The sequence below is a fragment of the Microbacterium sp. Be9 genome, from assembly GCF_011754135.1.
GTDB classification, from domain to species: Bacteria; Actinomycetota; Actinomycetes; order Actinomycetales; family Microbacteriaceae; genus Microbacterium; species Microbacterium maritypicum_A.
This window is the reverse complement of record NZ_WNWT01000002.1, coordinates 255,305-279,295: the sequence shown is the minus strand read 5'-3', so window position 1 is coordinate 279,295 and position 23,991 is coordinate 255,305. Positions and strand designations below refer to the sequence as shown.

At 68.1% G+C, this 23,991-nt stretch carries 24 protein-coding genes; 10 read left to right on the top strand and 14 right to left on the bottom strand.

Features of this window, described 5'->3' with window-relative positions:
• The first annotated feature begins 94 nt into the window (after positions 1-94).
• Entirely contained in the window at positions 95-1,387 is a 1,293-nt protein-coding gene (locus GLO27_RS02385; RefSeq protein ID WP_167253420.1) for an NAD(P)-binding domain-containing protein, read from the top strand.
• Positions 1,388-1,437: 50 nt separating this feature from the next.
• Positions 1,438-2,181: an alpha/beta hydrolase gene (locus GLO27_RS02380; protein WP_167253418.1), complete on the top strand. Its 744-nt coding sequence runs from the start codon at positions 1,438-1,440 to the stop codon at positions 2,179-2,181.
• Between the two features lie 3 nt (positions 2,182-2,184).
• Here GLO27_RS02380 and GLO27_RS02375 read toward each other — a convergent pair whose 3' ends face one another.
• The 10 genes from GLO27_RS02375 to GLO27_RS02330 form a co-directional block, all read right to left on the bottom strand.
• A complete protein-coding gene (locus tag GLO27_RS02375; protein WP_167253416.1) occupies positions 2,185-3,078 on the bottom strand; it encodes a carbohydrate kinase family protein in 894 nt (297 codons plus the stop codon).
• 37 nt (positions 3,079-3,115) lie between these two features.
• Entirely contained in the window at positions 3,116-4,225 is a 1,110-nt protein-coding gene (locus tag GLO27_RS02370; RefSeq protein ID WP_167253414.1) for a polysaccharide deacetylase family protein, read from the bottom strand.
• 2 nt (positions 4,226-4,227) lie between these two features.
• On the bottom strand, positions 4,228-5,343 hold the full coding sequence (locus GLO27_RS02365; protein WP_021199703.1) for an adenosine deaminase: 1,116 nt from the start codon (positions 5,341-5,343) through the stop codon (positions 4,228-4,230).
• A gap of 50 nt (positions 5,344-5,393) precedes the next feature.
• Entirely contained in the window at positions 5,394-6,707 is a 1,314-nt protein-coding gene (locus GLO27_RS02360; RefSeq protein WP_021199704.1) for a thymidine phosphorylase, read from the bottom strand.
• Entirely contained in the window at positions 6,704-7,102 is a 399-nt protein-coding gene (locus tag GLO27_RS02355) for a cytidine deaminase (RefSeq protein ID WP_017828470.1), read from the bottom strand. Before GLO27_RS02355 ends, GLO27_RS02360 begins: the two co-directional genes overlap by 4 nt.
• A 26-nt stretch (positions 7,103-7,128) precedes the next feature.
• Positions 7,129-8,415 carry an ABC transporter permease gene (locus GLO27_RS02350; protein WP_021199705.1) on the bottom strand — a complete coding sequence of 429 codons (1,287 nt, stop codon included), beginning with the start codon at positions 8,413-8,415 and terminating at the stop codon, positions 7,129-7,131.
• Complete coding sequence (locus GLO27_RS02345) at positions 8,412-9,731, bottom strand: ABC transporter permease (protein ID WP_029260564.1); 1,320 nt, start codon at positions 9,729-9,731, stop codon at positions 8,412-8,414. Before GLO27_RS02345 ends, GLO27_RS02350 begins: the two co-directional genes overlap by 4 nt.
• On the bottom strand, positions 9,728-11,242 hold the full coding sequence (locus GLO27_RS02340) for an ABC transporter ATP-binding protein (RefSeq protein ID WP_021199707.1): 1,515 nt from the start codon (positions 11,240-11,242) through the stop codon (positions 9,728-9,730). The genes GLO27_RS02345 and GLO27_RS02340 overlap by 4 nt, the downstream gene beginning before the upstream one ends.
• 134 nt (positions 11,243-11,376) lie before the next feature.
• Positions 11,377-12,498: a BMP family ABC transporter substrate-binding protein gene (locus tag GLO27_RS02335; protein WP_021199708.1), complete on the bottom strand. Its 1,122-nt coding sequence runs from the start codon at positions 12,496-12,498 to the stop codon at positions 11,377-11,379.
• A gap of 160 nt (positions 12,499-12,658) precedes the next feature.
• Positions 12,659-13,774, bottom strand: coding sequence for a mannose-1-phosphate guanylyltransferase (locus GLO27_RS02330; RefSeq protein ID WP_029265715.1), 1,116 nt, complete (start codon positions 13,772-13,774; stop codon positions 12,659-12,661).
• A 183-nt stretch (positions 13,775-13,957) separates the two neighbouring features.
• Between GLO27_RS02330 and sdhC the strand changes: the two genes are divergently transcribed.
• From sdhC to GLO27_RS02300, 6 genes are all read left to right on the top strand, one after another.
• A complete protein-coding gene (sdhC, locus tag GLO27_RS02325) occupies positions 13,958-14,392 on the top strand; it encodes a succinate dehydrogenase, cytochrome b556 subunit (RefSeq protein ID WP_072591539.1) in 435 nt (144 codons plus the stop codon).
• Positions 14,392-14,841, top strand: a complete 450-nt coding sequence (locus GLO27_RS02320; RefSeq protein WP_167253412.1) for a succinate dehydrogenase hydrophobic membrane anchor subunit — start codon at positions 14,392-14,394, stop codon at positions 14,839-14,841. Before sdhC ends, GLO27_RS02320 begins: the two co-directional genes overlap by 1 nt.
• 17 nt (positions 14,842-14,858) lie before the next feature.
• Complete coding sequence (gene sdhA, locus GLO27_RS02315; protein ID WP_021199712.1) at positions 14,859-16,685, top strand: succinate dehydrogenase flavoprotein subunit; 1,827 nt, start codon at positions 14,859-14,861, stop codon at positions 16,683-16,685.
• Positions 16,686-16,687: 2 nt separating this feature from the next.
• Positions 16,688-17,455 carry a succinate dehydrogenase iron-sulfur subunit gene (locus tag GLO27_RS02310; RefSeq protein ID WP_021199713.1) on the top strand — a complete coding sequence of 256 codons (768 nt, stop codon included), beginning with the start codon at positions 16,688-16,690 and terminating at the stop codon, positions 17,453-17,455.
• 106 nt (positions 17,456-17,561) lie between these two features.
• Complete coding sequence (locus GLO27_RS02305) at positions 17,562-18,767, top strand: YihY/virulence factor BrkB family protein (RefSeq protein ID WP_021199714.1); 1,206 nt, start codon at positions 17,562-17,564, stop codon at positions 18,765-18,767.
• 10 nt (positions 18,768-18,777) lie between these two features.
• Complete coding sequence (locus GLO27_RS02300) at positions 18,778-19,617, top strand: exodeoxyribonuclease III (RefSeq protein ID WP_029265719.1); 840 nt, start codon at positions 18,778-18,780, stop codon at positions 19,615-19,617.
• Here the strand turns inward: GLO27_RS02300 and GLO27_RS02295 are convergent.
• Genes GLO27_RS02295 through GLO27_RS02285 form a run of 3 tightly spaced genes read right to left on the bottom strand, consistent with a single transcriptional unit; the run spans position 19,611 to position 21,567 of the window.
• Entirely contained in the window at positions 19,611-20,249 is a 639-nt protein-coding gene (locus GLO27_RS02295; protein ID WP_167253410.1) for a DUF4166 domain-containing protein, read from the bottom strand. The two genes, GLO27_RS02300 and GLO27_RS02295, sit on opposite strands and share 7 nt — an antisense overlap.
• The gene (locus GLO27_RS02290; protein WP_021199717.1) at positions 20,246-20,929 is read right to left on the bottom strand and encodes a DUF4166 domain-containing protein; all 684 of its coding nucleotides are present in this window, start codon (positions 20,927-20,929) and stop codon (positions 20,246-20,248) included. Before GLO27_RS02290 ends, GLO27_RS02295 begins: the two co-directional genes overlap by 4 nt.
• Positions 20,926-21,567 (bottom strand): hypothetical protein, encoded by a 642-nt coding sequence (locus tag GLO27_RS02285; protein WP_021199718.1) that lies wholly within the window; start codon positions 21,565-21,567, stop codon positions 20,926-20,928. The genes GLO27_RS02290 and GLO27_RS02285 overlap by 4 nt, the downstream gene beginning before the upstream one ends.
• A 45-nt stretch (positions 21,568-21,612) precedes the next feature.
• Between GLO27_RS02285 and trpS the strand changes: the two genes are divergently transcribed.
• Both trpS and GLO27_RS19585 read left to right on the top strand, forming a co-directional pair.
• Positions 21,613-22,617, top strand: coding sequence for a tryptophan--tRNA ligase (gene trpS / locus GLO27_RS02280; protein ID WP_084487313.1), 1,005 nt, complete (start codon positions 21,613-21,615; stop codon positions 22,615-22,617).
• Positions 22,618-22,638: 21 nt separating this feature from the next.
• Positions 22,639-23,322 carry a hypothetical protein gene (locus GLO27_RS19585; protein ID WP_208323476.1) on the top strand — a complete coding sequence of 228 codons (684 nt, stop codon included), beginning with the start codon at positions 22,639-22,641 and terminating at the stop codon, positions 23,320-23,322.
• A 27-nt stretch (positions 23,323-23,349) separates the two neighbouring features.
• Here GLO27_RS19585 and pth read toward each other — a convergent pair whose 3' ends face one another.
• Positions 23,350-23,931 (bottom strand): aminoacyl-tRNA hydrolase, encoded by a 582-nt coding sequence (gene pth / locus GLO27_RS02270; protein WP_021199721.1) that lies wholly within the window; start codon positions 23,929-23,931, stop codon positions 23,350-23,352.
• Positions 23,932-23,991: the final 60 nt, after the last annotated feature.

The following is a 23,991-nucleotide window of genomic DNA, read 5'->3' as shown; positions in this document are numbered from 1 at the left end:
GACCCGTCGACGCCCCCGCCTGCCGATACGATCGGTGGGCGGGGGCGTTTCGCGCACGACGACGTGCGAGAACACACAGGTATCCGGGAGCCACATGAACAGATATGCCGTGATCGGCGCTGGTCCGTCCGGCCTCGCCGCAGCGCGCGCCCTGCAGAAGCGCGGGATCTCCGTGGACGGATACGAGGCCTCGCACGGCGTCGGCGGGCTGTGGGACATCAGCAATCCCCGCAGCACGATGTACGAGTCCGCGCATCTCATCTCCTCCCGCACGACGACCGAGTTCACCGAGTTCCCCATGCGGTCCCGGGTCGACTACCCCGGACACCGGGCACTCAAGGACTACTTCGACGACTATGCCCGGCACTTCGGGCTCACCGACCTCTTCCTCTTCGACACGCGGGTCGCGCGTCTCGAGCCGCGCGACGGCGGCTGGGATCTGACCAGTTCCGGCCCCAGGGGAGACGAGACGCACTGGTACGCGGGCGTCGTTCTCGCGAACGGGACGCTCGCCGAGCCGAACATCCCGGCATTCCCTGGTGAGTTCACCGGCGAACTGCTGCATACGCACGCGTACAAGTCGCCCGAGCAGCTCAAGGACCGGCGCGTGCTGCTGATCGGCGCGGGCAACTCCGGCTGCGATATCGCGGTCGACGCCGTGCATCATGCGGTATCCGTCGACATGAGCGTCCGCCGCGGGTACTACTTCGTTCCGCGGTATCTGTTCGGCAGGCCGAGCGACACTCTCAACCAGGGGCGACCGCTCCCCGCGCGCATCAAGCAGGCCATCGACAGTCGTGTGCTGCGGGCCTTCACCGGCGACCCCGTGCGGTTCGGGTTCCCGAAGCCCGACTACCGCATCTACGAGTCGCACCCGATCGTGAACACCATGGTCCTGAACCACCTCGGGCAGGGCGATCTGCGCATCCGTCCCGACGTCTCGCGCTTCGACGGCGCGAGCGTGCACTTCCGTGACGGCAGCGCCGACGACTACGACCTCGTGCTGCTCGCCACCGGCTACACCCTCGACTATCCGTTCGTCGACCGCGAGCACCTGCACTGGCGCGGTGCCGCGCCGCGGCTGTTCCTGAACGTCTTCCCCGCCTCGTTCAACGGCCTCTACGTGATGGGCATGATCGAGGCCTCGGGCATCGGCTGGCAGGGCCGCTACGAGCAGGCGGAGCTGCTCGCGGCCTACCTGAACGCGGTCGAGCAGGATCCGGCGCGCGCGTCGCGGTTCCGCGACCGTGTGACCGGAAGCCCCTGGCCCGATGTGACCGGCGGCTATCGCTACCTGGGGCTGGACCGGATGGCCTACTACGTCAACAAGGACGCCTACCGCGGTGCCGTCCGGAACGAGAAGCGCATTCTGGAGTCACGGGCGTAGCGCCCTCTCGGTGACGAGCGACCGTCGACCGGGCGGAGTAGCGTTGTCTCGTGCAGAAGAAGCCCCGACGGATCCTGAAGCGCGTGCTGTGGAGCGTCGCGATCGTGCTGGTCGTCGCCGTCGGCGGGGTGCTCGCCTGGACCCAGATCGGCGTCATGGCGGCGGAGCCGGAGCCGCTCGCCTCCGTGCGGGAGAACCCGGCCATCACCGTGACCGATGCCGACCAGGGCATCGTGCTCGCCCCCGCCGACGGGAGATCGGACCTCGGCCTCGTCTTCATCCCCGGGGCCAAGGTGGATCCGTGGGCGTATGCCGCGATCCTGCAGGGGCTGGCCGAAGAGGGCGTCACGGTCGTGATCACACGCCCGTGGCTGAACCTGGCGTTCTTCGACCCGCGCGGACTCGACGCCTTCACCTCGGCGGCCCCCGACGTCGATGTCTGGGGCGTCGGCGGACACTCCCTGGGCGGCGTGCGTGCGTGCCAGCTCGCGGACGACGCCGATGCGCTCGTCCTGTTCGCCTCCTACTGCGCGAACGATCTCTCCGGCAGCGGGATTCCCGTCCTCAGCCTGTCCGGCAGCGAAGACGGGTTGTCCACCCCCGAGAAGATCGCCGATGCGCGCGATCAGCTGCCCGCCGATGCCGACATGGTCGAGATCGAGGGGGCGTCGCACGCGTCCTTCGGCGACTACGGACCGCAGGACGGCGACGGCACTCCGACGATCTCCCGCGACGAGATGCACGCGGAGGTCACGCGTCTGACCGACGAGTTCCTCGCACCGCTCTCGCCCTGAGCGTCACCTCCCCACGGCCCCGAGGACCGGGTCGAGCAGCGGATGGAGGTGCCGGGTGCGCAGGACCGCCGCCGCCGAACGCGCCCCCGCCTCGAGCGCAGTGGTGACGCCCGCCCCGTCGAGCCGCGCGTCGAGCACGCCCGCGAGGAACGCATCACCCGCGCCGTTCGTGTCGACGACCTCGACGGGCACCGCAGGAACCCGATGCACCACGCCGTGCTCGTCGACCGCCACGGCCCCCTCCGCTCCCAGGGTACACACGGCCAGGCGCGCTCCCGCCGCGATGCGGGACTGCAGGAACACGACCGGGTCGTCCAGCCGGTCGGCGTTGCAGAACACCGCATCAGCGGCGTCGAGGAACGGCCGGTGGTAGTGCGCCCTGCCGTCGTAGTCGTGCACATCCACCCAGATCGGTGTGCCGGTCGATCGGGCGAGAGGCAGCAGGCGCAGGGGCTCCGCGGCGAGGTCGAGCACGACCGCATCGGCAGCGACCATCCGGTCGCGCATCCGGTCGTCGCGCGTGCCCTCGGCCGTGCTCGGGGTCGACAGGTACAGCGAGACGCGACCGCCGTCACGCGTCATCAGGTTCAGATGTCGTTCGGTGACCCCGTCGTCCCAGGAGGTCTGCACGCCGGCGGCGCGCAATGCGTCGCGCACGCGCCCGCCCTCCATATCCGTCCCGGAGATGGCATGCAGCCGTGTGGTCCGGCCCAGCGCGGTCAGGCTGAGCGCCTTGCCCGCGCTGGTCCCTCCGACCGTCTCCCAGGTGTCCTCGGCGAACTGCATGTGCGGCACCGGCTCGGGAAGCCGATCCAGCACGATGATCGTGTTCCACGATGCCGGCCCGACGATGACGACGGAGGCGGATTCCGCTGCGGACTCTGAGGAGGAGGGCATGGGACCATCCTGTCGTGCCTCGTCTCCGCCGTCTCGTTCAGCCGATGCGCGAGACCAGCGCGTCCAGCCCCATGCCGTAGTCGATGCGCACGACGGGAAGGGCGAGCTTGTCGGTGCCGATCTTCACATATCCGGGCTCGATGGTACGTCCCATCTCGTAGCCGGCCTGGGCGACGCCCTGCTTGGTGGTGTCGTTGTAGTGCCCGTACGGATACGCCACGACCTGACCCACGCCGAGGATCTGAGCCGACGTCGTCAGGTCTGCCGCGATCTGATCGGCCGTCCAGTTGACCATCCGGCCCTTGCCGTTGTCGCCTGCCTGGTGCATGTCATGCGTGTGCGAGCGGCGCTGCACATAGACGGACGGCGCCGGATCCTGCCGATAGGCCGTGATCATGAATGACGTGCTGAGCAGCTTGTACTTGTCGACGACCGGCACCGCGAGATCGAACCACGACTGGTCGGCATCGTCATCGGTGATGATCACGCTCTTCGCAGGAAGCGAGAGGCGCCCGTCGATGAAGGCGCTGAGCTCGTCCCAGGTGGGCAGGTAGAAGCCCGTCGTCGCGATGTGGTTCATCTGCGCATCGAAGTCGCCGATGTAGGCGTAGTTGCCGCGCAGCCAGCCCTTCTCCCCCTCGGGGTTCGCCGTGAACTGGTGATACATGAGGATGGGCACTCGCACGTTCTCCGCGGCGTTCTCCTCCGGCGTCTTCCAGGCGGCGAAGAGCTCGACCTGCTGGTCCGTGCACACCACGGGATCGGCGCCGTTCACGCGGGCCGCGACCGTCAACGCTCCGGCGTCCGCTGCCGTCGCGTACCAGCCGGCGAACACCCGACCCTCCAGCTGCGGGATCGGAAGGCCCTGGTACAGGGCGTCCTGGAACTGCAGCATCGGGTCGGCAGGAGCCCCGTCGCCCGAGAAGGTCACCGCACAGGCGCGCGGATCGTTCGCATCCGCCACGATCTGCTCCGCCGGCGTCAGCGGATGCTCGATCGTGGCGGACTGCGCCTTCGGAATCGTGTTCTCCTGCGCACGGTTCAGCCAGACGAAGGCGGCAGCGCCACCTCCGACGACGACGGCGGCCACGACGGCGGTGACGATGATCGCGGCGCGCGTGCGGCGCTTCTTCCCCCCGGAAGCCATGGTCAGGCGTCGAAGCCTTCGGCGATCATCTCCACGAGCTCCTCGCGCTCCTCGACGGGGAGGAACGCCGCGGCGGCGGCGTTGAACTGGAAGGTCTCGAGGTCGTCGAGATCGTACTCGAACGCCTCGACGAGCAGGGCGAGCTCACGCGTGAGAGACGTGGCGCTCATGGTGCGGTTGTCGACGTTCACGGTCACCGCGAACCCGAGCTGGTAGAGCAGGTCGAAGGGGTGGTCCACCATGGTGTTGCCCCACGCGGCGATGGCCCCGGTCTGCAGGTTCGACGAAGGCGAGAGCTCGAGCGGGATCTCGCGGTCGCGGACCCAGCGCGCGAGGTCGCCGAACTGCACCTGCACCTCGTCGCCCTCCTGGGTGATGACCTCGAGGTCTTCGGCGATGCGCACACCGTGGCCGAGCCGCAGCGCGCGTCCGTCCAGCAGAGCCGAGCGGATGGAGGCGGGACCCGCCGCCTCTCCCGCGTGCACGGTGACGGGGAAGAAGTTCTCGGCGAGGTAGTCGAACGCCTTGCGGTGGTTCGACGGCGGGAAGCCATCCTCAGGACCGGCGATGTCGAAGCCCACGGCACCGCGTCCGCGGAAGTCGACCGCGAGTTCGGCGATCTCGAGAGCGCGATCGGTGTGCCGCATCGCCGTGATCAGCTGCCCGACGCGGATGCTGCGTCCCGAGCGGTCCGCGGCGTCCTCACCCTCTTCGATGCCCTGCTGCACCGCCTCCACCGTCTGTTCGAGCGTGAGGCCGCGAGCCAGGTGCTGCTCGGGCGCCCAGCGCACCTCGCCGTAGATCACGCCGTCGGCGGCGAGGTCCTGGACGAACTCCCGTGCGACACGGGTGAGGCCCTCCTGCGTCTGCATCACGGCGGTCGTGAGGTCGAACGTCTTGAGGTACTCGACCAGCGAACCGGAATCGCTCTGCTTCGCGAACCACGACCCCAGCGCCTTCGGGTCGGACTCCGGAATCTCCAGGCCGATCGCGTCCGCGAGCTCGATGATCGTGGCGGGCCGCAGCGCGCCGTCGAGGTGGTCGTGCAGCGACACCTTGGGAAGGCTCCGCAGGGAGACCCCCTGAAGTGTGACGTCGCCGTTCGCATCGATCGACATGGTGATCCTCTCGGTCGCGGATGTGCTCAGTTCAGGCTAGCGGTCCGCCGTCACGCCGTGATGCGCTCACGGACGATGGGGCCGGTCACCGGCGCCTCATCCCCGATCTCCCACGAACCATCGAGGGCGTCGAGAGCCCTGCCGAACCGGGCATCATCGGCGGCTGAGAGGGTGAAGAGCGGCTGGCCGGCGACGACGCGATCGCCCGGCTTCGCATGCAGATCGATGCCCGCCTCGAAGACCACCGGGTCCTGCGCCCTGGCGCGCCCCGCGCCGAGACGCCAGGCAGCGACCCCGAACGGAAGGGCATCCATGCGCGTGATGATTCCGTCGGTGGGGGCGAGCACCTGGTGGGTCTCGCGCGCCGTCGGGAGCGCGGCATCCGGATCTCCGTCCTGCGCGCGGATCATCGCCTTCCAGGTGTCCATGGCGCGGCCGTCGTCGAGAGCGGCCTCCACGTCGGCGTCCGGCTGTCCTGCGAGGGCGAGCATCTCGCGTGCCAGGGCGATCGTGAGCTCGCGCACATCGGAGGGTCCGCCACCGGCGAGGATCTCGACGGATTCACGGACCTCGTTCGCGTTGCCGATCGCAAGGCCGAGCGGGACGTTCATGTCGGTCAGCAGGGCGGTCGTCGCGACCCCGGAGTCGGTGCCGAGGGCGACCATGGTGCGGGCGAGCTCGCGGGCGCGATCGATGTCCTGCATGAACGCACCGGAGCCGAACTTCACATCGAGCACGAGAGCGTCCGTGCCCTCGGCGATCTTCTTCGACATGATGCTCGACGCGATCAGCGGGATCGCCTCGACGGTGCCGGTGACGTCGCGGAGCGCATACAGCTTCTTGTCCGCGGGTGCGAGGCCGGAGCCGGCGGCGCAGATGACCGCACCCACGTCTCCCTGCATCTGCGCGAACATCTCCTCGTTGCTCAGAGCAGCGCGCCATCCGGGGATCGACTCGAGCTTGTCGAGCGTGCCGCCCGTGTGACCGAGCCCGCGACCGCTCAGCTGCGGCACGGCCACGCCGAACGAGGCGACCAGCGGGGCGAGCGGCAGCGTGATCTTGTCGCCGACGCCACCGGTGGAGTGCTTGTCGACCGTGCGCTTGCCGAGGGAGGCGAAGCTCATCCGCTCCCCCGACGCGATCATCGCGTCGGTCAGCACGCGGATCTCGTCGCGCTCCATGCCGCGCTGGAAGATCGCCATCGCGAACGACGCCATCTGCGCGTCCGAGACATAGCCGCGGGTGTAGGCATCGACCATCCACCGCAGCTCCGCCTCGGGCACGGCACCCCCGTCGCGCTTGGCGCGGATCACATCGATCGCGTCGAACGGTTCGATGGCTCCCTGAGCCTGTCCAGCGGTCATCGTGCTTCCTCCAGGTCGCGCGGCCCGAACGCATCGGGCAGCACCTCGTCGATCGTGCGGATGCCGGAGACGGTCTCCAGGAGCATCCCGGGCATCGCATGCTCGAACAGCAGCTGGCGACAGCGTCCGCACGGCATGATCGTCTGCCCCTCGTTGTTGACGCACACGAACGCGACGAGCTGGCCGCCGCCGGACATGTGCAGGTCACCGACCAGGGCGCACTCCGCGCACAGCGTCACACCGTACGACGCGTTCTCCACGTTGCAGCCGGCCACGATGCGGCCGTCGCCGACGAGGGCGGCCGCACCCACGCGGTAGCGCGAGTACGGCGCGTACGCCTTCGTCATGGCATCCGTGGCGACCTGGCGCAGTTCATCCCAGTCGATGTCGGTCATTGCGATGTTTCTCTCTTCCGGCAGGGCTACGACTTGATGTAGGGTTTGCCGTCTGCGGCAGGGGCCTTGATCTGCCCGGCGAATCCGGCGACCGCGAGCAGCGTCACGACATACGGCAGCATCAGCATGAACTCGCCCGGGATGGGCGTCTTCAGGATCGACAGCAGGTTCTGCAGGTTGGTCGCGAAACCGAACAGCAGCGCCGCGAGGGTCGCACGGATGGGATCCCATCGGCCGAAGATCACAGCGGCGAGGGCGATGAAGCCGAGCCCGGCCGTCATGTCCTTGCCGAACTGCGGCACCGAGACGAGGGTGAAGTACGCACCTCCCATGCCGGCGATCGCGCCGGCGAGCAGCACGTTCCAGAACCGGGTCGGGTTCACCTTGATGCCCACGGTGTCGGCCGCCTGGGGGTGCTCGCCGACGGCGCGCAGCCGCAGACCCCACCGGGTGCGGTAGAGGCCCCAGGCCACGACGGCGACCGTGATGAACATCAGGTACCCGATGAAGGTCTGGTTGAACAGCACCGGCCCGATGATCGGGATGTCGCTGAGCACCGGGATCTCGACGCGCGGGAATCGCACGGGTGTGTTCAGGGTCGCCTCGTTCGGAGCGAGGAGTGCGCCGTAGAGGAAGCCGGTGAGACCGGTGACGAGCACGTTGAGGACGACACCGACGATGACCTGCTCGACCAGATACTTGATCGCGAACGCGGCGAGGACGCTCGCCACCAGGACGCCGCCGATCATCGCGCCGACCAGGCCGACGAACGGGTTTCCGGTGATGCTCGACAGGAGCGCTGCCGAGAAGGCGCCGAGAAGCAGCTGCCCCTCGATCGCGACGTTCACGACGCCGGCACGCTCGCCGATGACACCGCCCAGGGCACCGAACACCAGGGGCACCGAGAGCGAGACCGCGCCGAACAGCAGGCTCGTGACCGGCACGAGTCCGCCGGCGGAGGCCCAGACGAGGAACGCGAAGACGGCCAGCACGCTGAAGGCGATCACGAGCCACAGGGACGGCGGACGGTAGGTCCATGCCCGCAGGAACGCCCCCACCGTGAGCACCACGAGGATGCCGAACACGACCCAGAAGGTCGAGGCCGTCGGCAGCGCCACATCCGGCAGCGCGAGCGCCGAGGACTGGTCGGAAAGGCGGAACGTGCTGATGCCGTCGCGCGGCACGAGCAGGAACAGCAGGGCTAGGAGCACGGTCGCTCCGGCCAGCACGATCGGCGCCTTGAGGTGCCGCTCCTTCACGGTCGCGAGCTGCACCGTGCCGTCGGCGGCCTGGGTCTGCACGAGGGACATCATGCCGCCACCGCCTTCTTCGCGGCCTTGGCTCTGAGCCGTGCCGCCTTCTCGATATCGGTCTTGGGGAGGAAGAACACCGTGCGCAGCAGCGGCGGCGCGGCGATGAACAGCACGACGAGCGACTGCACGACGAGCACGATGTCGACCGGGATGTCCTGCGCCTGCATCGAGAACGACCCCGCCTTGAGCGCGCCGAACAGGATGCCGGCGGCGAACGTGCCCCAGGCACGACTGCGCCCGAGGAGAGCGACGGTGATGGCGTCGAAGCCGATGCCGGCGTCGATCGTCTCGGTGACACCCGTGGTCACCGCTCCCTGGATCTGATTCATGCCCGCGAGGCCCGCGAGGCCGCCCGCGAAGAGCATGGCGTACACGTAGATGCGCTGCACGCTGATGCCCGCGGCCCGCGCGGCGTGCGGGTTCTCGCCCACGGCGCGCATCCGCATGCCGAGCGACGAGCGCTCGATGAGCCACCAGACGAACAGGGTCGCCACGATCACGATCACGAAGCCGAGGTCGAGAAGGGGGAACTGCGGTCCGAGCAGCGTCGGGAACTGCGCGCTCTCCGGCGTCGCCGATCCGAGGGCCTGGTTGGTGCCCGGCTTCTGCAGCAGACCCGGGGTGCGGATCATCCAGAGCAGCAGGTAGTACGCGATGTAGTTGAGCATGATCGTGAGGATCACCTCATGCGCACCGGTGCGCGCCTTGATGAGTCCCGCGATCGCACCCCAGAGCGCACCGCCCGCGATACCGGCGATGAGCGTGACCGGGATGTGCAGCCAGATCGGGAGGTCGAGCGAGAACGTCAGCAGCGCGGCGACGGCGACGCCGATCAGCATCTGACCGCGAGCACCGATGTTGAACAGCCCGACGCGGAACGCCAGCGCGACGCCGAGGCCGGCCGCGATGAGCGGTGCCGCGAAGCCGAGCGTGTTGGTGAGGGGTCGGATCTGCGCCGCGAAGTCCGCGCCACGGGCGTTGAAGATCGCCCCGCGGAACAGCGCCTCGTATCCGTTGTAGACGGCGTTCCAGGCGGCGACGAACGTGTCACCGGGCTGCGCGAAGAAGTAGACGGATGCCGCCTGGACGTCTTCGTTCGTCAGCGCGATGAGGATGCCGCCGACGATGAGCGCCAGCACGATCGCGAGGATCGTGGTCACGGCACTGCCGCGGAGGATCTCCTTGAGGATGACGTTGCCGCGCGGGGGCGGCGGCACGTCGGAAGGGTCGCGCGGGACCGTGCCGGTGCTCGTTGCGAGCTCCTGCGGCGGGATCCCCTTGGTCACATCTCCTGCGCCGGGCGTCGCTCCGCTCACGCGGCCACCTCCCCTTCGGCCGCTCCGGCCATCATGAGTCCGAGCGTCTCCCGAGGCGTGTCGCCGGGGACGATGCCGACGATCGTGCCGCGGTACATGACCGCGATCCGATCGGCGAGAGCTGCGACCTCGTCGAGCTCCGTGGAGACCACGATCACGGGCACACCCGCGTCACGCGTCTCGATGATCCGCTTGTGGATGAACTCGATCGAGCCGACGTCCACGCCGCGGGTGGGCTGCGCCGCGACGAGAAGGCGCAGATCGCGGCTCATCTCCCTGGCGATGACGACCTTCTGCTGGTTTCCGCCGGACAGCGTGCCGGCGGGGGTCTCGGGACCCTGCGTGCGGATGTCGTACTCCTTGATGCGCGCACGGGCGAACTCGTCGAGCGCTCCACGCCGCAGCGTGCCGGCGCGGCTGAACGCCGGGTCGTCCGAACGGTCGAGGATCAGGTTCTCCGCGACGGAGAACCCGGCCACCAGGCCGTCTTCCGTCCGGTCTTCCGGCACGAAGCCGACGCCGGCGTCGAGGATCGCCCGCACGCTCTTGCCTACGAGTTCGTTGCCGTCGAGTCGGATGCTGCCTTCGACACGGGCGGCGAGACCGACGATGGCCTCCACCAGCTCGGTCTGACCGTTGCCCTGGACGCCCGCGATCGCGAGCACCTCCCCCGGCCGGACGGCGAAATCGACCCCGTCGACGACGATGGCGCCGGTGGGCGTCAGAACGCGCAGACCCGTGACCTCGAAGCCGCCTTCACCCAGGCGCGGCGGCTCCTTGTGCACGGTGAGTTCGACCGCGCGGCCGACCATGAGCGATGCCAGCTCGGAGTTCGTCGCAGTGGGCGAAGCCTCACCCACGACCTTGCCGAGGCGCACGATCGTGATCTTGTCCGCGACCTCGCGGACCTCACGGAGCTTGTGCGTGATGAACACGATCGCCGTGCCCTCGTCACGCAGTTGACGCATGATGCCCATCAGCTCATCCGTCTCCTGCGGAGTGAGCACCGCGGTGGGCTCGTCGAACACGAGCACCTTCGCGTCACGCGACAGCGCCTTGATGATCTCGACGCGCTGCTGCACGCCGACGGGAAGATCTCCGACCAGCGCGTCGGGGTCGATGTCGAAGCCGAAGCGGGCCGCGACCGATCGCACGTGCTCTCGCGCCTTCGCGATGTCGAGCGTGCCGAGGGCCTTGGTCTGCTCATGTCCGAGCATGACGTTCTCGGCCACGGTGAACACCGGGACGAGCATGAAGTGCTGGTGGACCATGCCGATCCCCGCAGCCATCGCGTCACCGGGACCGCGGAAGCGCTGCACCTCGTCGTCGAGGAGGATCTCGCCCTCGTCGGCCTGATACAGGCCGTAGAGGACATTCATGAGGGTGGACTTGCCTGCGCCGTTCTCACCGAGCAGCGCGTGGATCTCACCCGGTTCGACCACCAGATCGATGTGGTCGTTGGCAACGAGGGTGCCGAATCGCTTGGTGATGCCGCGAAGTTCGAGCTTCATATCTGCACCTTATCCAGAAGAGTCATCCAGAAGAGCCATCCAGACGAGTCTTCCAGGGGGATCATCGTGCGTCCACGACACGGGGCGAGTGGCATCCTGCTCACCACTCGCCCCGTGCGGGAACTGCGACGGATTTACTTGGAGGTCGGGGAGTTCGGGGACTCCACCTTGATGTCGCCCGAGATGATCTGCTCCTGCAGAGTCTTGAGCTCGTCGGTCAGACCTTCCGGGAGCTTCGACTCGAAGTCACCGAAGCCGGAGAGCTTGACGCCCTCGTTCTCGAGCGTGCCCACGTACGGGGCCGGGTCGAACTCGCCCTGGGCCGCGGCCATGGTCGCGTCCTTCACGGCGACGTCGATCGCCTTCATGATCGAGACGAGCGTGATGCCGGCGACACTCGGGTCGGCGACGGCGAGGTCGCTGTCGACACCGAGCATCAGGGTGTCCTTGCCGCTGTCGGCGATCGCCGCAGCCGCGCTCTGGTAGACGGGGCCGCCGACCGGGAGGATGACGTCGACGCCCTGGTCGAGCACACCCTGAGCGGTCTGCTTGGCGGTGTCGTTCGCGTCGAAGCCGCCCGTGAACGAGCCCTTCTGCGTGGCCTCGTCCCAGCCGAAGACCTCGACCGCAGCGGACTTGTCCTCGTTGTACTTCTCGACACCGAGCTGGTAGCCGTCCATGAACACGGCGACCGACGGAATCTGCATTCCACCGAAGGTGCCGACCTTGTTCACGCCGCTCTGCGCGGACCAGGACGCGGCGGCGTAACCACCGAGGTATGCGGCCTGAGCCGTGTCGAAGACCAGGGGCTTGATGTTGGGAGCATCGACGTTGCCGTCGAAGTCGTTGTCGGCCCAGTCGTCGATGATCGCGTAGTCGATGTCGGGGTTCGCGAGAGCCGACTCGACCGTGGCGGCGGACAGCTTGAAGCCGACCGAGACGATGAGCGAGCAGCCCTCCGAGACCGCGGTCTCGAGGTTCGGCGCGTAGTCGTTGTCATTGGCCGACTCGAACTCGAGCGGCTTGATGTCCAGCTCCTTGGCGGCGCTGTCCATGCCCTCCTTGGCGGACTGGTTGAACGACTTGTCGTTCCATCCGCCGGCGTCGGAGACGAGGCAGGGAAGGAAGTCGGAGGCAACCGGCTCGCCGGAGCCGGCGGGCTTGTCTGTCGGAGCCTGGCCGCAACCGGCGAGTGCGAAGACGACGCCAGCGGCGACGGTGACGCCGAGCAGCTTCTTGGTGGTGGAGATGGTCAACTGATGCCTCCCTCAACGAAACCGCGGCCATCGCGGATCGATCAAAGTTACCTACTGTTTCGGCTTTTGTGCACGCCCGTGCCGCACGTGCTGGCCAATGGTTACCAAGCTGAAATCAAGACAGCCGATGAGCGTCTCCGCCTGCTCATCGGAGCAGACGTCAGAGCACGTCCCCGCGACCGGTGAGCTTGAGCGACTCGACGACGCTCTTCACCCGCTGCGCATTCTGCACCGTCGTGACCAGCAGCGCGTCGGGGGTGTCGACCACGACGATGTCCTGCACCCCCACCAGGCTGATGACGCGGGACGTCTGGCTGACGAGGATCCCACTCGCACCATCCGTGAGCACCCGCGCGTTCGGGCCGAGCACGGCGAGGTCGTTCTTGCGACCGTTGGTGATGAGCTTCGTCAGCGACGCGAAGTCCCCCACGTCGTCCCAGTCGAAGTGACCGGGGACCACGGCGAGGCGTCCCCGTCGGGCGGCGGGCTCGGCGACGGCGTAGTCGATGGCGATCTTCTTCAGTCGCGGCCAGATCCGATCGACCGCGGGGCCACGACGGTCGCGATCGTCCCAGGCCTCGGCGAGTTCGAGCAGTCCCGCGTGCAGCTCAGGCTCGTTCACGGCCAGCTCTTCCAGCAGCACACCGGCCTTGGCGATGAACATGCCCGCGTTCCAGAGGTAGCCGCGGTCGGCGATGTACGCCTTGGCGGTCTCGAGGTCGGGCTTCTCCACGAAGCTCGCCACCAGCGCGGCCTCACGCGCACCGTCGACGACGAGCTCGGGTCCCATCTTGATGTAGCCGAAGCCGATCGCCGGCTCGGTCGGCGTGATGCCGATCGTGCAGATGTAGCCCTCACGCGCCACCTCGACCGCATCGCGCACGGCGAACTCGAACACCCGGGTGCCGCGGATCACGTGGTCCGCGCTGAAGGAGCCGATGATCACGTCGGGATTGCGACGGTGCAGGATGGCCGCGGCGAGCCCGATCGCGGCTGCCGACTCGCGCGGCTCCGACTCCAGGAACACGTTCAGGTCGGGGATCCCCGGCAACTCCGCCTCGACGGCCGCCCGGTGAGCCCGGCCGGTGACCACGGCGATCCGATCCGCGCCGGCGAGCGGCACGAGCCGATCCCAGGTGTCGCGCAGCAAGGAGTGTCCGGATCCCGTCAGGTCATGCAGGAACTTCGGTGCATCCGCGCGAGAGAGCGGCCACAGCCTGCTGCCGATGCCGCCGGCGGGGATCACTGCGTAAAAGTCCTCGATGGGTGTGCTCACCCTGCCCAGGGTAGCCGCAGCGATCATCTCGACATCGAGACACTTAGGCTCCCCTTCGTCGCTCCCAGTGATCTGACAGGAATAGGATGGACAGCGATCGGGCGTGCCTGACACTTCGACAGGCTCACACTTGGACAAGCGCAGCGCACGCGACCGAGTCACATCGATCCAGGGAGGACGACCGTGTCCACAAGCGCCCGCTTGACACCGTCGATTTCGGAAACCACGTCCAAGACCCCCCGCGGCACCCTCTACCGGGGTCGCGAAGGCATGTGGTCGTGGGTGCTTCACCGCATCACCGGAGTCGCCATCTTCTTCTTCCTGTTGGTGCACGTGCTCGACACGGCGCTGATCAGGGTGTCACCGGAGGCGTACAACGCCGTCATCGGGACATACAAGAACCCGATCATGGCCCTCGGTGAGGTCGTGCTCGTCGCCGGCATCGTGTTCCACGCGATGAACGGCCTGCGCATCATCGCCGTCGACTTCTGGTCGAAGGGCGCCAAGTACCAGCGCCAGCTGTTCTGGGGCGTCCTGCTGGTGTGGGGCATCATCATGGCCGGCTTCGTGCCCCGCCACCTGATGCTCGCGTTCGCCGGATTCGGAGGGGGACACTGATGTCTGCACAGACCATCACCGCCGCCCCGACTCGTCGCCGCCGCGGCGTCAACCTCGAGAAGTGGGGCTGGATCTTCATGCGCGTCTCGGGCGTCGTGCTCGTCGTGCTGATCTTCGGTCACCTGTTCGTCAACCTCATGGTCGGCGAAGGCATCCACGCCCTCGACTTCGCGTTCATCGCGGGCAAGTTCGCCACGCCGTTCTGGCAGTGGTGGGATGTGCTGATGCTGTGGCTCGCACTCATCCACGGCGCCAACGGCATGCGCACCATCGTGAACGACTACGTGACGAACAGCACGGCGCGCAAGGCGCTGGTCTGGGCGCTCGGGCTGGCCGCCGGCCTGCTCATCATCCTCGGCACACTCGTGGTCTTCACGTTCGACCCGTGCCTGGGTGTGACCGAGGACAGCGTCCTCTGGTCCGAATGCGCCGCGATCGTCGGGAACTAGAAGAAGGCATACGAGAAGTGACTACCGAGACGCAGGATTCCGTCGTCCGTGACGGCGTGCACTACCACCAGTTCGACATCGTGATCGTGGGAGCCGGTGGAGCGGGCATGCGTGCCGCCATCGAAGCGGGCCCTGGCGCGAAGACCGCGGTGATCTCCAAGCTGTACCCCACGCGCTCGCACACCGGTGCGGCGCAGGGCGGCATGGCGGCAGCCCTCGCGAACGTCGAAGAGGACTCCTGGGAGTGGCACACCTTCGACACCGTGAAGGGCGGCGACTACCTCGTCGACCAGGACGCTGCCGAGATCCTCGCGAAGGAGGCCATCGACGCGGTCATCGACCTCGAGAACATGGGCCTCCCGTTCAACCGCACGCCCGAGGGAAAGATCGACCAGCGTCGCTTCGGCGGTCACACGGCCGAGCACGGCAAGACCCCGGTCCGCCGGGCCTGCTACGCCGCCGACCGCACCGGCCACATGATCCTGCAGACGCTGTTCCAGAACTGCGTCAAGCTCGGCATCAACTTCTTCAACGAGTTCTACGTGCTCGACCTGCTCACGGTGAAGGACGCCGACGGCAAGACCCAGGTCTCCGGCGTCGTCGCATATGACCTGGCCACCGGCGAGCTGCACGTCTTCCAGGCCAAGGCCGTGATCTTCGCGACCGGCGGTTTCGGCAAGATCTTCAAGACCACCTCGAACGCGCACACCCTCACGGGTGACGGCGTCGGCATCGTGTGGCGCAAGGGACTCCCCCTCGAGGACCTGGAGTTCTTCCAGTTCCACCCGACCGGGCTCGCCGGTCTCGGCATCCTCCTCACCGAGGGCGCACGAGGCGAAGGCGCGATCCTGCGCAACGCCTCCGGTGAGCGCTTCATGGAGCGCTACGCCCCCACCATCAAGGACCTCGCCCCGCGTGACATCGTCGCGCGCTGCATGGTGCAGGAGGTCCTGGACGGGCGCGGCGCCGGCCCCCACAAGGACTACGTGCTGCTCGACTGCACGCACCTGGGCGCCGAGGTGCTCGAGACCAAGCTCCCCGACATCACCGAGTTCGCCCGCACGTACCTCGGTGTCGACCCGGTCGTCGAGCCCGTGCCCGTGATGCCCACCGCGCACTACGCGATGGGCGGCATCCCGACCAACAACGACGGCGAGGTCCTCGCGGACAACACCACCGTCGTCCCCGGCCTCTACGCCGCGGGCGAGTGCGCATGCGTCTCGGTGCACGGCGCCAACCGCCTCGGCACCAACTCGCTGCTCGACATCAACGTCTTCGGCAAGCGCGCCGGCCGCAACGCCGTCGAGTACGTCAAGACCGCCGAGTTCGTCCCCCTCCCCGAGAACCCCGCCGGCTTCGTGTCGGGCATGCTCGAGGACCTGCGCAACAACCAGGGCACCGAGCGCATCGCCGTCCTGCGCAAGACGCTGCAGGACGAGATGGACAAGGGCGCGCAGGTGTTCCGCACGCACGACTCCCTCCAGCACGTGCTCGGCGTCATCGCCGAGCTGCGTGAGCGCTACAAGAACGTGCACGTCGACGACAAGGGTCAGCGGTTCAACACCGACCTGCTCGAAGCCGTCGAGCTGGGCTTCCTCCTCGACATCGCCGAGGTCGTCGTCTACGCCGCGCAGAACCGCGAGGAGAGCCGCGGCGGCCACATGCGCGACGACTTCCCGAAGCGCAACGACGAGAAGTACATGAAGCACACCATGGCTTACCTGACCGGTGATCCGCACTCCTCCACGCCGAGCGACCACATCAAGCTCGACTGGAAACCGGTCGTCTTCACGAAGAACGATCAGGGCGAGTTCAACTACCCGCCGATGGAGAGGAAGTACTGAGCATGTCGACCGCCATCGCAGAGGCACCTGCCGATACGACCGAAGAGACCGGCATCCAGTCCTTCATCGTCACGTTCAACATCCGCCGGTTCAACCCGGAGGTCGACTCCGAGCCGCACTGGGTCGACTACGACGTGGAGCTCTACTCCACCGACCGCGTGCTCGACGCCCTGCACAAGATCAAGTGGGAGGTCGACGGCTCGCTCACCTTCCGGCGCTCGTGCGCCCACGGCATCTGCGGCTCCGACGCCATGCGCATCAACGGCCGCAACCGCCTGGCCTGCAAGACGCTGATCAAGGACCTCGACATCTCGAAGCCGATCTACGTCGAGGCGATCAAGGGTCTGCCGCTCGAGAAGGACCTCGTCGTCGACATGGAGCCGTTCTTCGCGTCGTACCGCGAGGTGCAGCCGTTCCTCGTCGCCAGCTCCGTTCCGGAGAAGGGCAAGGAGCGCGTCCAGTCCATCGCCGACCGCGAGATCTTCGACGACACCACCAAGTGCATCCTGTGCGCCGCGTGCACCTCGTCGTGCCCCGTGTTCTGGACCGACGGCCAGTATTTCGGGCCGGCGGCGATCGTCAACGCGCACCGCTTCATCTTCGACTCCCGTGACGACAACGCGGCTGTCCGCCTCGACATCCTCAACGACAAGGAAGGCGTGTGGCGCTGCCGCACCACCTTCAACTGCTCCGAGGCCTGCCCCCGTGGCATCGAGGTGACCAAGGCGATCGCCGAGGTCAAGCAGGCCGTGCTCCGCGGTCGTCCCTGACGCCGCGACAGGCAACAACGCGAGAACAGGCGGTCCCCTTCCGGGGCCGCCTGTTCTGCGTTCCTGCCCTGCTCACGCCCGTTCCGCTCTTGGATAGGGTGGGGAGGTGTCCGAACCCGATGGCTCTGCGACCGACCCCGGTCGCCTCGATGCGGCCGTCGAGCGCGCGACCGCGCTGACGCAGCGCACCCTCGGACTGTTCCCCGTGCGCGTCTGGCGCCACTTCCTGCAGCACAACGGATTCCTCCTCGCCGCGGGCGTGAGCTACCAGGCCCTCTTCGCGATCTTCGCCGCGATCTACCTGGCCTTCGCGATCGCCGGACTCTGGCTCGGAGGCAGCGATGAAGCCGTCGACGCCCTCATCGCGATGATCAACAGCTACATCCCCAATCTGATCCTTCCCGAGGGCGGTGTGGTCACGCCCGATCAGGTGAAGGACATCGCGGCGAGCACCACCGGAGTGCTGAGCGTCACCGGTCTGATCGCGCTCGGCACCGTGATCTGGACCGCGATCGGCTGGGTCACGTTCTCTCGTCGTGCGACCAGAGACATCTTCGGTCTGCCGCCCGATCGTCGCAGCTACGTGATCCTGAAGGCGCGCGACCTGCTCGCGGCGGTGATCTTCGGAGCTTCCCTGGTGGCTGGTTCGGTCCTCAGCTCGGCGAGCGCCGCGATCCTGAGCTGGCTCCTCGGTCTGCTCGGCTGGGACTCCAGCTCGAACGGGGTGATCCTCATCCGCATCGGTGCCGTCATCGTCTCCTTCGCGCTGATGTCGGGCGCCCTGGCGGCTATGGTCCGATTCCTCACCGGGACCTCCCTGCACTGGCAGACGATCTGGCCCGGCGCTCTCCTGGGCGGCGGCGCGATGACGATCCTGCAGTTCGGTGCGGGGTTCCTCCTCAGCTACACCCCGTCCAACCCGCTGCTCGCCACGTTCGCGATCTTCATCGGTCTGCTGCTCTGGTTCCGCATCAACGGCGTGGTGATGCTGGTGGCCTCCTCCTGGATCGCGGTCGCTGCGCAGGACCGCGACCTGCCCCTCCTCACGCTGACCGAGGCCGAGCGCCGCATGGCGGAGTATCAGGCCCTGCTGACGGCTGCGCGCATCCGCGTGCGCGAAGCCCATGCCGCACGTGAAGCCGCGCCCTGGTACCGCGCGTGGAGCGCGGCGAAGGCCGTGCGCGACGCGGAGCAGGAGCTCGCCGACCTCGAGGCCTCTCCTCCCCCGCCGCCCGATCCGAGCACGCCGCTCGCCCAGCGTCTGCTCTCCGAACTGCACCGACCGGGACGGGATGTCGGCAGCGCTCGTTAGGCTTGTGACCATGCCTCATCTGCGTATCGCCACGGTCAATGTCAACGGAATCCGAGCGGCGGCTCGCAACGGGATGAGCTCCTGGCTCGACGACGCCGGAGTCGACATCCTCACGCTGCAAGAGGTGCGCGGGCAGGACGAGCATCTCGAGGCCGCGCTCCCTGGCTGGTCGCTCGTCCATGACGAGGCCACCGCGAAGGGACGTGCCGGCGTCGCCATCGCCAGCCGCACGCCTGCGCTGGCCTCGCGCACCGCCTTCGGACCCGACGACTTCGACTCCAAGGGGCGATGGATCGAGGCCGACTACCTGATCGGCGACCGTCCGCTGACCGTGGTGAGCGCCTACGTGCACTCCGGCGAGGCCGACACCCCGAAGCAGGATGAGAAGTGGAAGTTCCTCGACGCGTTCGGCACGCGGCTCGCTGAACTCGGCGCCGACGGCGCCCTCGCCCTCGTGACCGGCGACCTGAACGTCGGACACCGCGAGCTCGACATCAAGAACTGGCGAGGCAACCGCAAGAAGGCCGGTTTCCTTCCCCGCGAGCGCGCGTACTTCGATCGGTTCCTCGGCGAGGCCGGCGCGGAGGTCTCCGGTGTCGACGGCACCGTGGGCACCGGCCTCGGCTGGATCGACGTGGGGCGGAAGTTCCACGGCGAGGTCGACGGACCCTACACCTGGTGGTCGATGCGCGGGCAGGCGTTCGACAACGACTCCGGGTGGCGCATCGACTACCACCTGGCGACGCCTGCACTCGCCGAGCGTGTGGAGACCTACCACGTCGCGCGCGCTGCGGCCTATGACCAGCGCTGGAGCGACCACGCGCCCGTCGTCGTCGACTACCGCTATTGAGCGGCGCCGGGGGTGGCATCCGCGTAGCGGTACCATCCCCGGTACTCCAGGACGGTCCCGAGCACGGGACTCGTCGCGCGCATCTCGATGGTGCGTCGGTCGTGAGTGTCGTCCCAGCCGTCCACGAGATCGACGTCGATGCGGAGAATCCCGCGTAGCGCGATCCGGCATCGGCCGAGACGCAGCGCGACGGCCCGAGTGCGCATACGCAGCGCACCGTCGTCGGTCACCGAGCACTCCTCGAGCATCTCGACCCGGCCCCTCGACCCCAGCGCATTCTGGACGAGGCCGGGATGTCCCGTGGCGAAGAGCCGGTCGACGACGTGCTGTGTCGTGTCGGCGAAACGGAACTCCCGGACCGTGTCGAGCGTCGGCCGCCCCGAGGGCGATCGACCGGACACGGTATCGATCCGGAAGGGCACGTCGCGGCCGAACCGCGTGACGAGCAGCCGCTGCCCGACGAGGGGCGACGCGAGGGCGGCGAGGCGCCCGAACCGGCTGCCGGCGACCGCGAAGACCCCCTCGGCTCCGTCGTTCCTCGCCTCGACGCGCATCTGCGCCAGGATCTCGGGATGAAGCCTCTCCGCCTCCTCCCCCAGCGCTTCGAGAAAGGCGGCTCCGCGCGCGGTCACTCGCGGATCTCCTCGCGGTACGGCTTGACGGTCTCCGGAGCCGGTCCGCCGACGAACTCGCAGGTGAAGGCACCGCGGTAGCCGAACAGGAACCCGAAGACATCGTTGTGGATCTCGAGGTCGATCAGATACCGCTCCTGCTCGTCGTCGTAGCGCTCGATGAGCCGAGCACGCCCGCTGAAGAGCATCGGGAAGCGGAAAGCAATGGGCCCCTCGTAGAAGCGCTGTGCGCCCGAGGTGAGCAGGAGCCCGCCGTCGTCGGTGACGGCCAGATCGAGGTCGACGGCCAGGTGCTGGTGCGTACCCAGATAGTCGACCACCCGTCGACGTGCGTCGCTGTAGATCATGGTCGCGTCGAATCGGCGGCGGCGGCCGGGGCGCACGTCCATCGTCCGCACGAAGGTCACGGTCTCGCGACCGAAGTCGTCGACGTAGGCCAGGTTGTCGATCCGGAACGGCACATCCCGCCCCCGCTCGGGGAACAGGATGTTGCGGAACGTGCCGATGAGCAGGAAAGGCAGGGTCCACCACGGGCCTCGCCGGACCTCGGACATCACCCCGCGTCCGATGCAGCCGTATCCGGCGTCCACGCCGACCCCGAAGCGGCGCTGCAGCTGCGGATGGAGGCGCGCGAAGTCGGCTCCCAGTGCGCGCTCGAAGATCCCGGTCCCGGTCGTCATGCGATCTCCTCGAGGGATACCGGTGCGTCCTCCATGATGGTCCGCCCGGTGCGCCGGGGGCGCGAGAGGCAGTTGCGTGCGCGTGGTCGGTACCCGCGCCGGAGCGACCGCCAGCCGCTGGTCTCCTCCGGAGGTATGCCCAGCTCGGCCCACAACCGGAGACGATCGAAGCTGCGGGCGGTGAGCCACCAGACGAACCGTCGGGTCACCAGCGGATCGAGAACGCGTCCCAGCCATCCCCATCCCGGTGCGTAGTCGTAGCCGGTGAGGAATCGCACGCCCTTCTCCGTCGGCACGTAGCGCCAGTAGCCGCGCCCGGTTCCGAGCGGCGAGAGCGCATCGTCGGTGTCGAAGAGCAGCGCGGAGGTGCGCTCTCCCGAGGGGCTCTCCTTCGTGGCGTACGATACGCCGGTCCCGCGGATCGTGTGCACCACGAGATCGAGCTCGTAGCGGAAGTCCTGCGCACCGTCTGCTCGGGTGCGCTGCGGCACGATGTCGCTGAAACGCGCATCCCAGCGCACGTGCGAGGCCGGATCCTGCGTCAGCCGCCACACCTCGTCCAGGGGCGCGACGATGAGGATCTCGACATAGAGGGCCCGATCCCCTCGCGACCGTGAACGCGGGGATACGGAGGCCATGCGCCCATCGTAGGGGCACGGCGTGCACCCCATAGGATTGACTCCGTGACGAAACCTCGCCTTTACTCCGGAATGCAGCCCTCCGCCGACTCCCTCCAGATCGGCAACTACATCGGCGCGCTGCTCCAGTGGCGGGACCTGCAGAGCTCCTACGACGCGTTCTTCTCCGTCGTCGACCTGCACGCGATCACGGTCGCCCAGGATCCGGCCGAGCTCCGCGAGAAGACGCGTCGCACGGCCGCCCAGTACATCGCGGCCGGCATCGAGCCGTCGCTGTCGACGCTGTACGTGCAGTCGCATGTGCGAGCACACGCCGAGCTCGCGTGGATCCTCAGCACCATCACGGGCTTCGGCGAGGCCGGCCGGATGACCCAGTTCAAGGACAAGTCCTCGCGGTACGGCGCGGACTCGACCAGCGTCGGACTGTTCACCTACCCGGTGCTGATGGCCGCCGACATTCTGCTGTACCAGACCGACGTGGTGCCGGTGGGTGACGACCAGAAGCAGCACGTCGAGCTCACGCGCGACCTCGCCGAGCGCTTCAACTCGCGCTTCGGCGAGACCTTCACCGTGCCGATGCCGGTCATCCAGAAGGAGACCGCGCGCATCTACGACCTGCAGAACCCGACGTCGAAGATGTCGAAGTCGGCCGAAAGCGATGCCGGCGTGCTGTGGATGCTCGACGACCCGGCGAAGTCGGCGAAGAAGATCATGCGTGCGGTGACCGACAACGAGGGATCGGTGCGGTTCGACCGCGAGAACAAGCCCGGCGTCTCGAACCTGCTCACGATCTACGCGGCCCTCACCGGGCGCCAGGTCGCCGCGATCGAGGACGAATACGCGGGTCGCGGTTACGGCGATTTCAAGAAGGGTCTTGCCGAGGTCATCGTGAACGAGTTCGAGCCGGTGCGTGCCAGGGCCCTCGAGCTGCTCGACGATCCTGCCGAGCTCGATCGCATCCTGGCGGAGAACGCCGCGCGCGCTGACGCCGTCGCCGACGCGACCCTCTCCGACGTGTACGACCGGGTGGGTCTGCTCCGGCGCGTCTGAGCCTCGCCTTAGGATGGGGGCGTGACTGATCCGCAGCTGCCTCCCCCGCCCGGTGCCGTGCCCTCCGACCCGTCTGCGTCGCCCGCGACCGGCGCGTTCCCGCCGCCGACCGCCCCCGGGTACCCTCCGGCAGCTCCCGCGTATCCCCCTGCAGCTCCCGCGTATCCCCCGGCGGGTGCCCCGTATCCTCCGGCAACGCCCTCCGGCTACCCGGCAGCGCCCGCGCCCGGGTATCCGGCAGCCCCTCCCGGGGCCTACCAGGTGCCTGTCGGCGGCTACGCCACCCCGGCCGGCGCCTATCAGGTGCCCGACGCCGCGACACCGTCCACCTCCGGACTCTTCGGAACACTTGCGCTGGTTCTCGCGCTCGTCGCGGCCGTGGTGCCGGCGATCGTCGTGGGCATCAGCGCGTTCGAGATCGGTCGGTTCCTCCCGAACGGCGCATCGGTCACCGCCGACGACCTCCGCGTGCTCACCCCGGTGCGGGATCAGGTGCTCTGGGCGGAGCTCTCCTTCTGGATCGGGACCGTCGTCGGCATCGCAGCGATCGTGCTCGGTATCGTCGCGATCGCCAAGAAGCGTGGCCGCGGCGCGGGAATCGCCGCTGTCGTGGTCGCCGTCCTGGCGTCGGTGATCTTCTTCATCGCCCTGGTCGTCGCGCTGACCGCGGGCGCTGCGACGGGCCTGTCGACCTATACGGCCTGACCGCGCCACGACCCCGCAGCGGCCGTCTCAGCGCGGCGCGTGGTGCTTCTGCTGTGCCGCGAGAAGGCCTTCGTCGACCAGCAGCTCGACCGCGTCGGCGGCGTCCGCGATGAGGATCGGCAGGTTCGGCCGCTCTTCCTTGCCGAACGGGGCGAGCACCCAGTCCGCGGGATCCTGACGCCCGACCGGACGGCCGATGCCCACCCGCACACGCGGAAAGTCGGCAGTGCTCAGCGCCCGTGCGACATCACGGACACCGTTGTGTCCGCCGTGTCCTCCCCCGGTCTTGAGCTTGACCGTGTCGAACGGGATGTCGAGTTCATCGTGTACCACGATCACCTGCTCTGGCGGCACCGAGTAGAACCGGGCCAGCGCCGCCACCGGGGTCCCCGAGACGTTCATGAAGGTGTTCGGCTTGGCCAGCACGAGCTTGTCCGCGCCGGGGCGCACCCACGTCTCGACGACGCGGGCTCCGCCCTTGTGCTCACGGAAGGCTTCGCCGCGCCGCGATGCCAGCTCATCGACCACCATCTGCCCGATGTTGTGTCGCGTGGCCTCGTATCGCGGGCCGGGGTTGCCGAGCCCCACCACGAGCCAGGTCGATGCCATGTCGTCGTCCTCTCCCCGCCGGGTGCGCAGCCCCGGTCAGGATACGACAGAGGGGACGCG

What these genes read in the sequence shown, in the direction of transcription:
- GLO27_RS02385 (WP_167253420.1), top strand. Translation starts at nt 95, where the DNA reads ATGAACAGATATGCCGTGATCGGCGCTGGTCCGTCCGGCCTCGCCGCA.
- GLO27_RS02375 (WP_167253416.1), bottom strand. Translation starts at nt 3,078, where the DNA reads ATGCCCTCCTCCTCAGAGTCCGCAGCGGAATCCGCCTCCGTCGTCATC.
- GLO27_RS02370 (WP_167253414.1), bottom strand. Translation starts at nt 4,225, where the DNA reads ATGGCTTCCGGGGGGAAGAAGCGCCGCACGCGCGCCGCGATCATCGTC.
- GLO27_RS02365 (WP_021199703.1), bottom strand. Translation starts at nt 5,343, where the DNA reads ATGTCGATCGATGCGAACGGCGACGTCACACTTCAGGGGGTCTCCCTG.
- GLO27_RS02360 (WP_021199704.1), bottom strand. Translation starts at nt 6,707, where the DNA reads ATGACCGCTGGACAGGCTCAGGGAGCCATCGAACCGTTCGACGCGATC.
- GLO27_RS02355 (WP_017828470.1), bottom strand. Translation starts at nt 7,102, where the DNA reads ATGACCGACATCGACTGGGATGAACTGCGCCAGGTCGCCACGGATGCC.
- GLO27_RS02350 (WP_021199705.1), bottom strand. Translation starts at nt 8,415, where the DNA reads ATGATGTCCCTCGTGCAGACCCAGGCCGCCGACGGCACGGTGCAGCTC.
- GLO27_RS02340 (WP_021199707.1), bottom strand. Translation starts at nt 11,242, where the DNA reads ATGAAGCTCGAACTTCGCGGCATCACCAAGCGATTCGGCACCCTCGTT.
- GLO27_RS02320 (WP_167253412.1), top strand. Translation starts at nt 14,392, where the DNA reads ATGTCTGCACAGACCATCACCGCCGCCCCGACTCGTCGCCGCCGCGGC.
- GLO27_RS02310 (WP_021199713.1), top strand. Translation starts at nt 16,688, where the DNA reads ATGTCGACCGCCATCGCAGAGGCACCTGCCGATACGACCGAAGAGACC.
- GLO27_RS02300 (WP_029265719.1), top strand. Translation starts at nt 18,778, where the DNA reads ATGCCTCATCTGCGTATCGCCACGGTCAATGTCAACGGAATCCGAGCG.
- GLO27_RS02290 (WP_021199717.1), bottom strand. Translation starts at nt 20,929, where the DNA reads ATGACGACCGGGACCGGGATCTTCGAGCGCGCACTGGGAGCCGACTTC.
- GLO27_RS02285 (WP_021199718.1), bottom strand. Translation starts at nt 21,567, where the DNA reads ATGGCCTCCGTATCCCCGCGTTCACGGTCGCGAGGGGATCGGGCCCTC.
- pth (WP_021199721.1), bottom strand. Translation starts at nt 23,931, where the DNA reads ATGGCATCGACCTGGCTCGTGGTGGGGCTCGGCAACCCCGGCCCGCGA.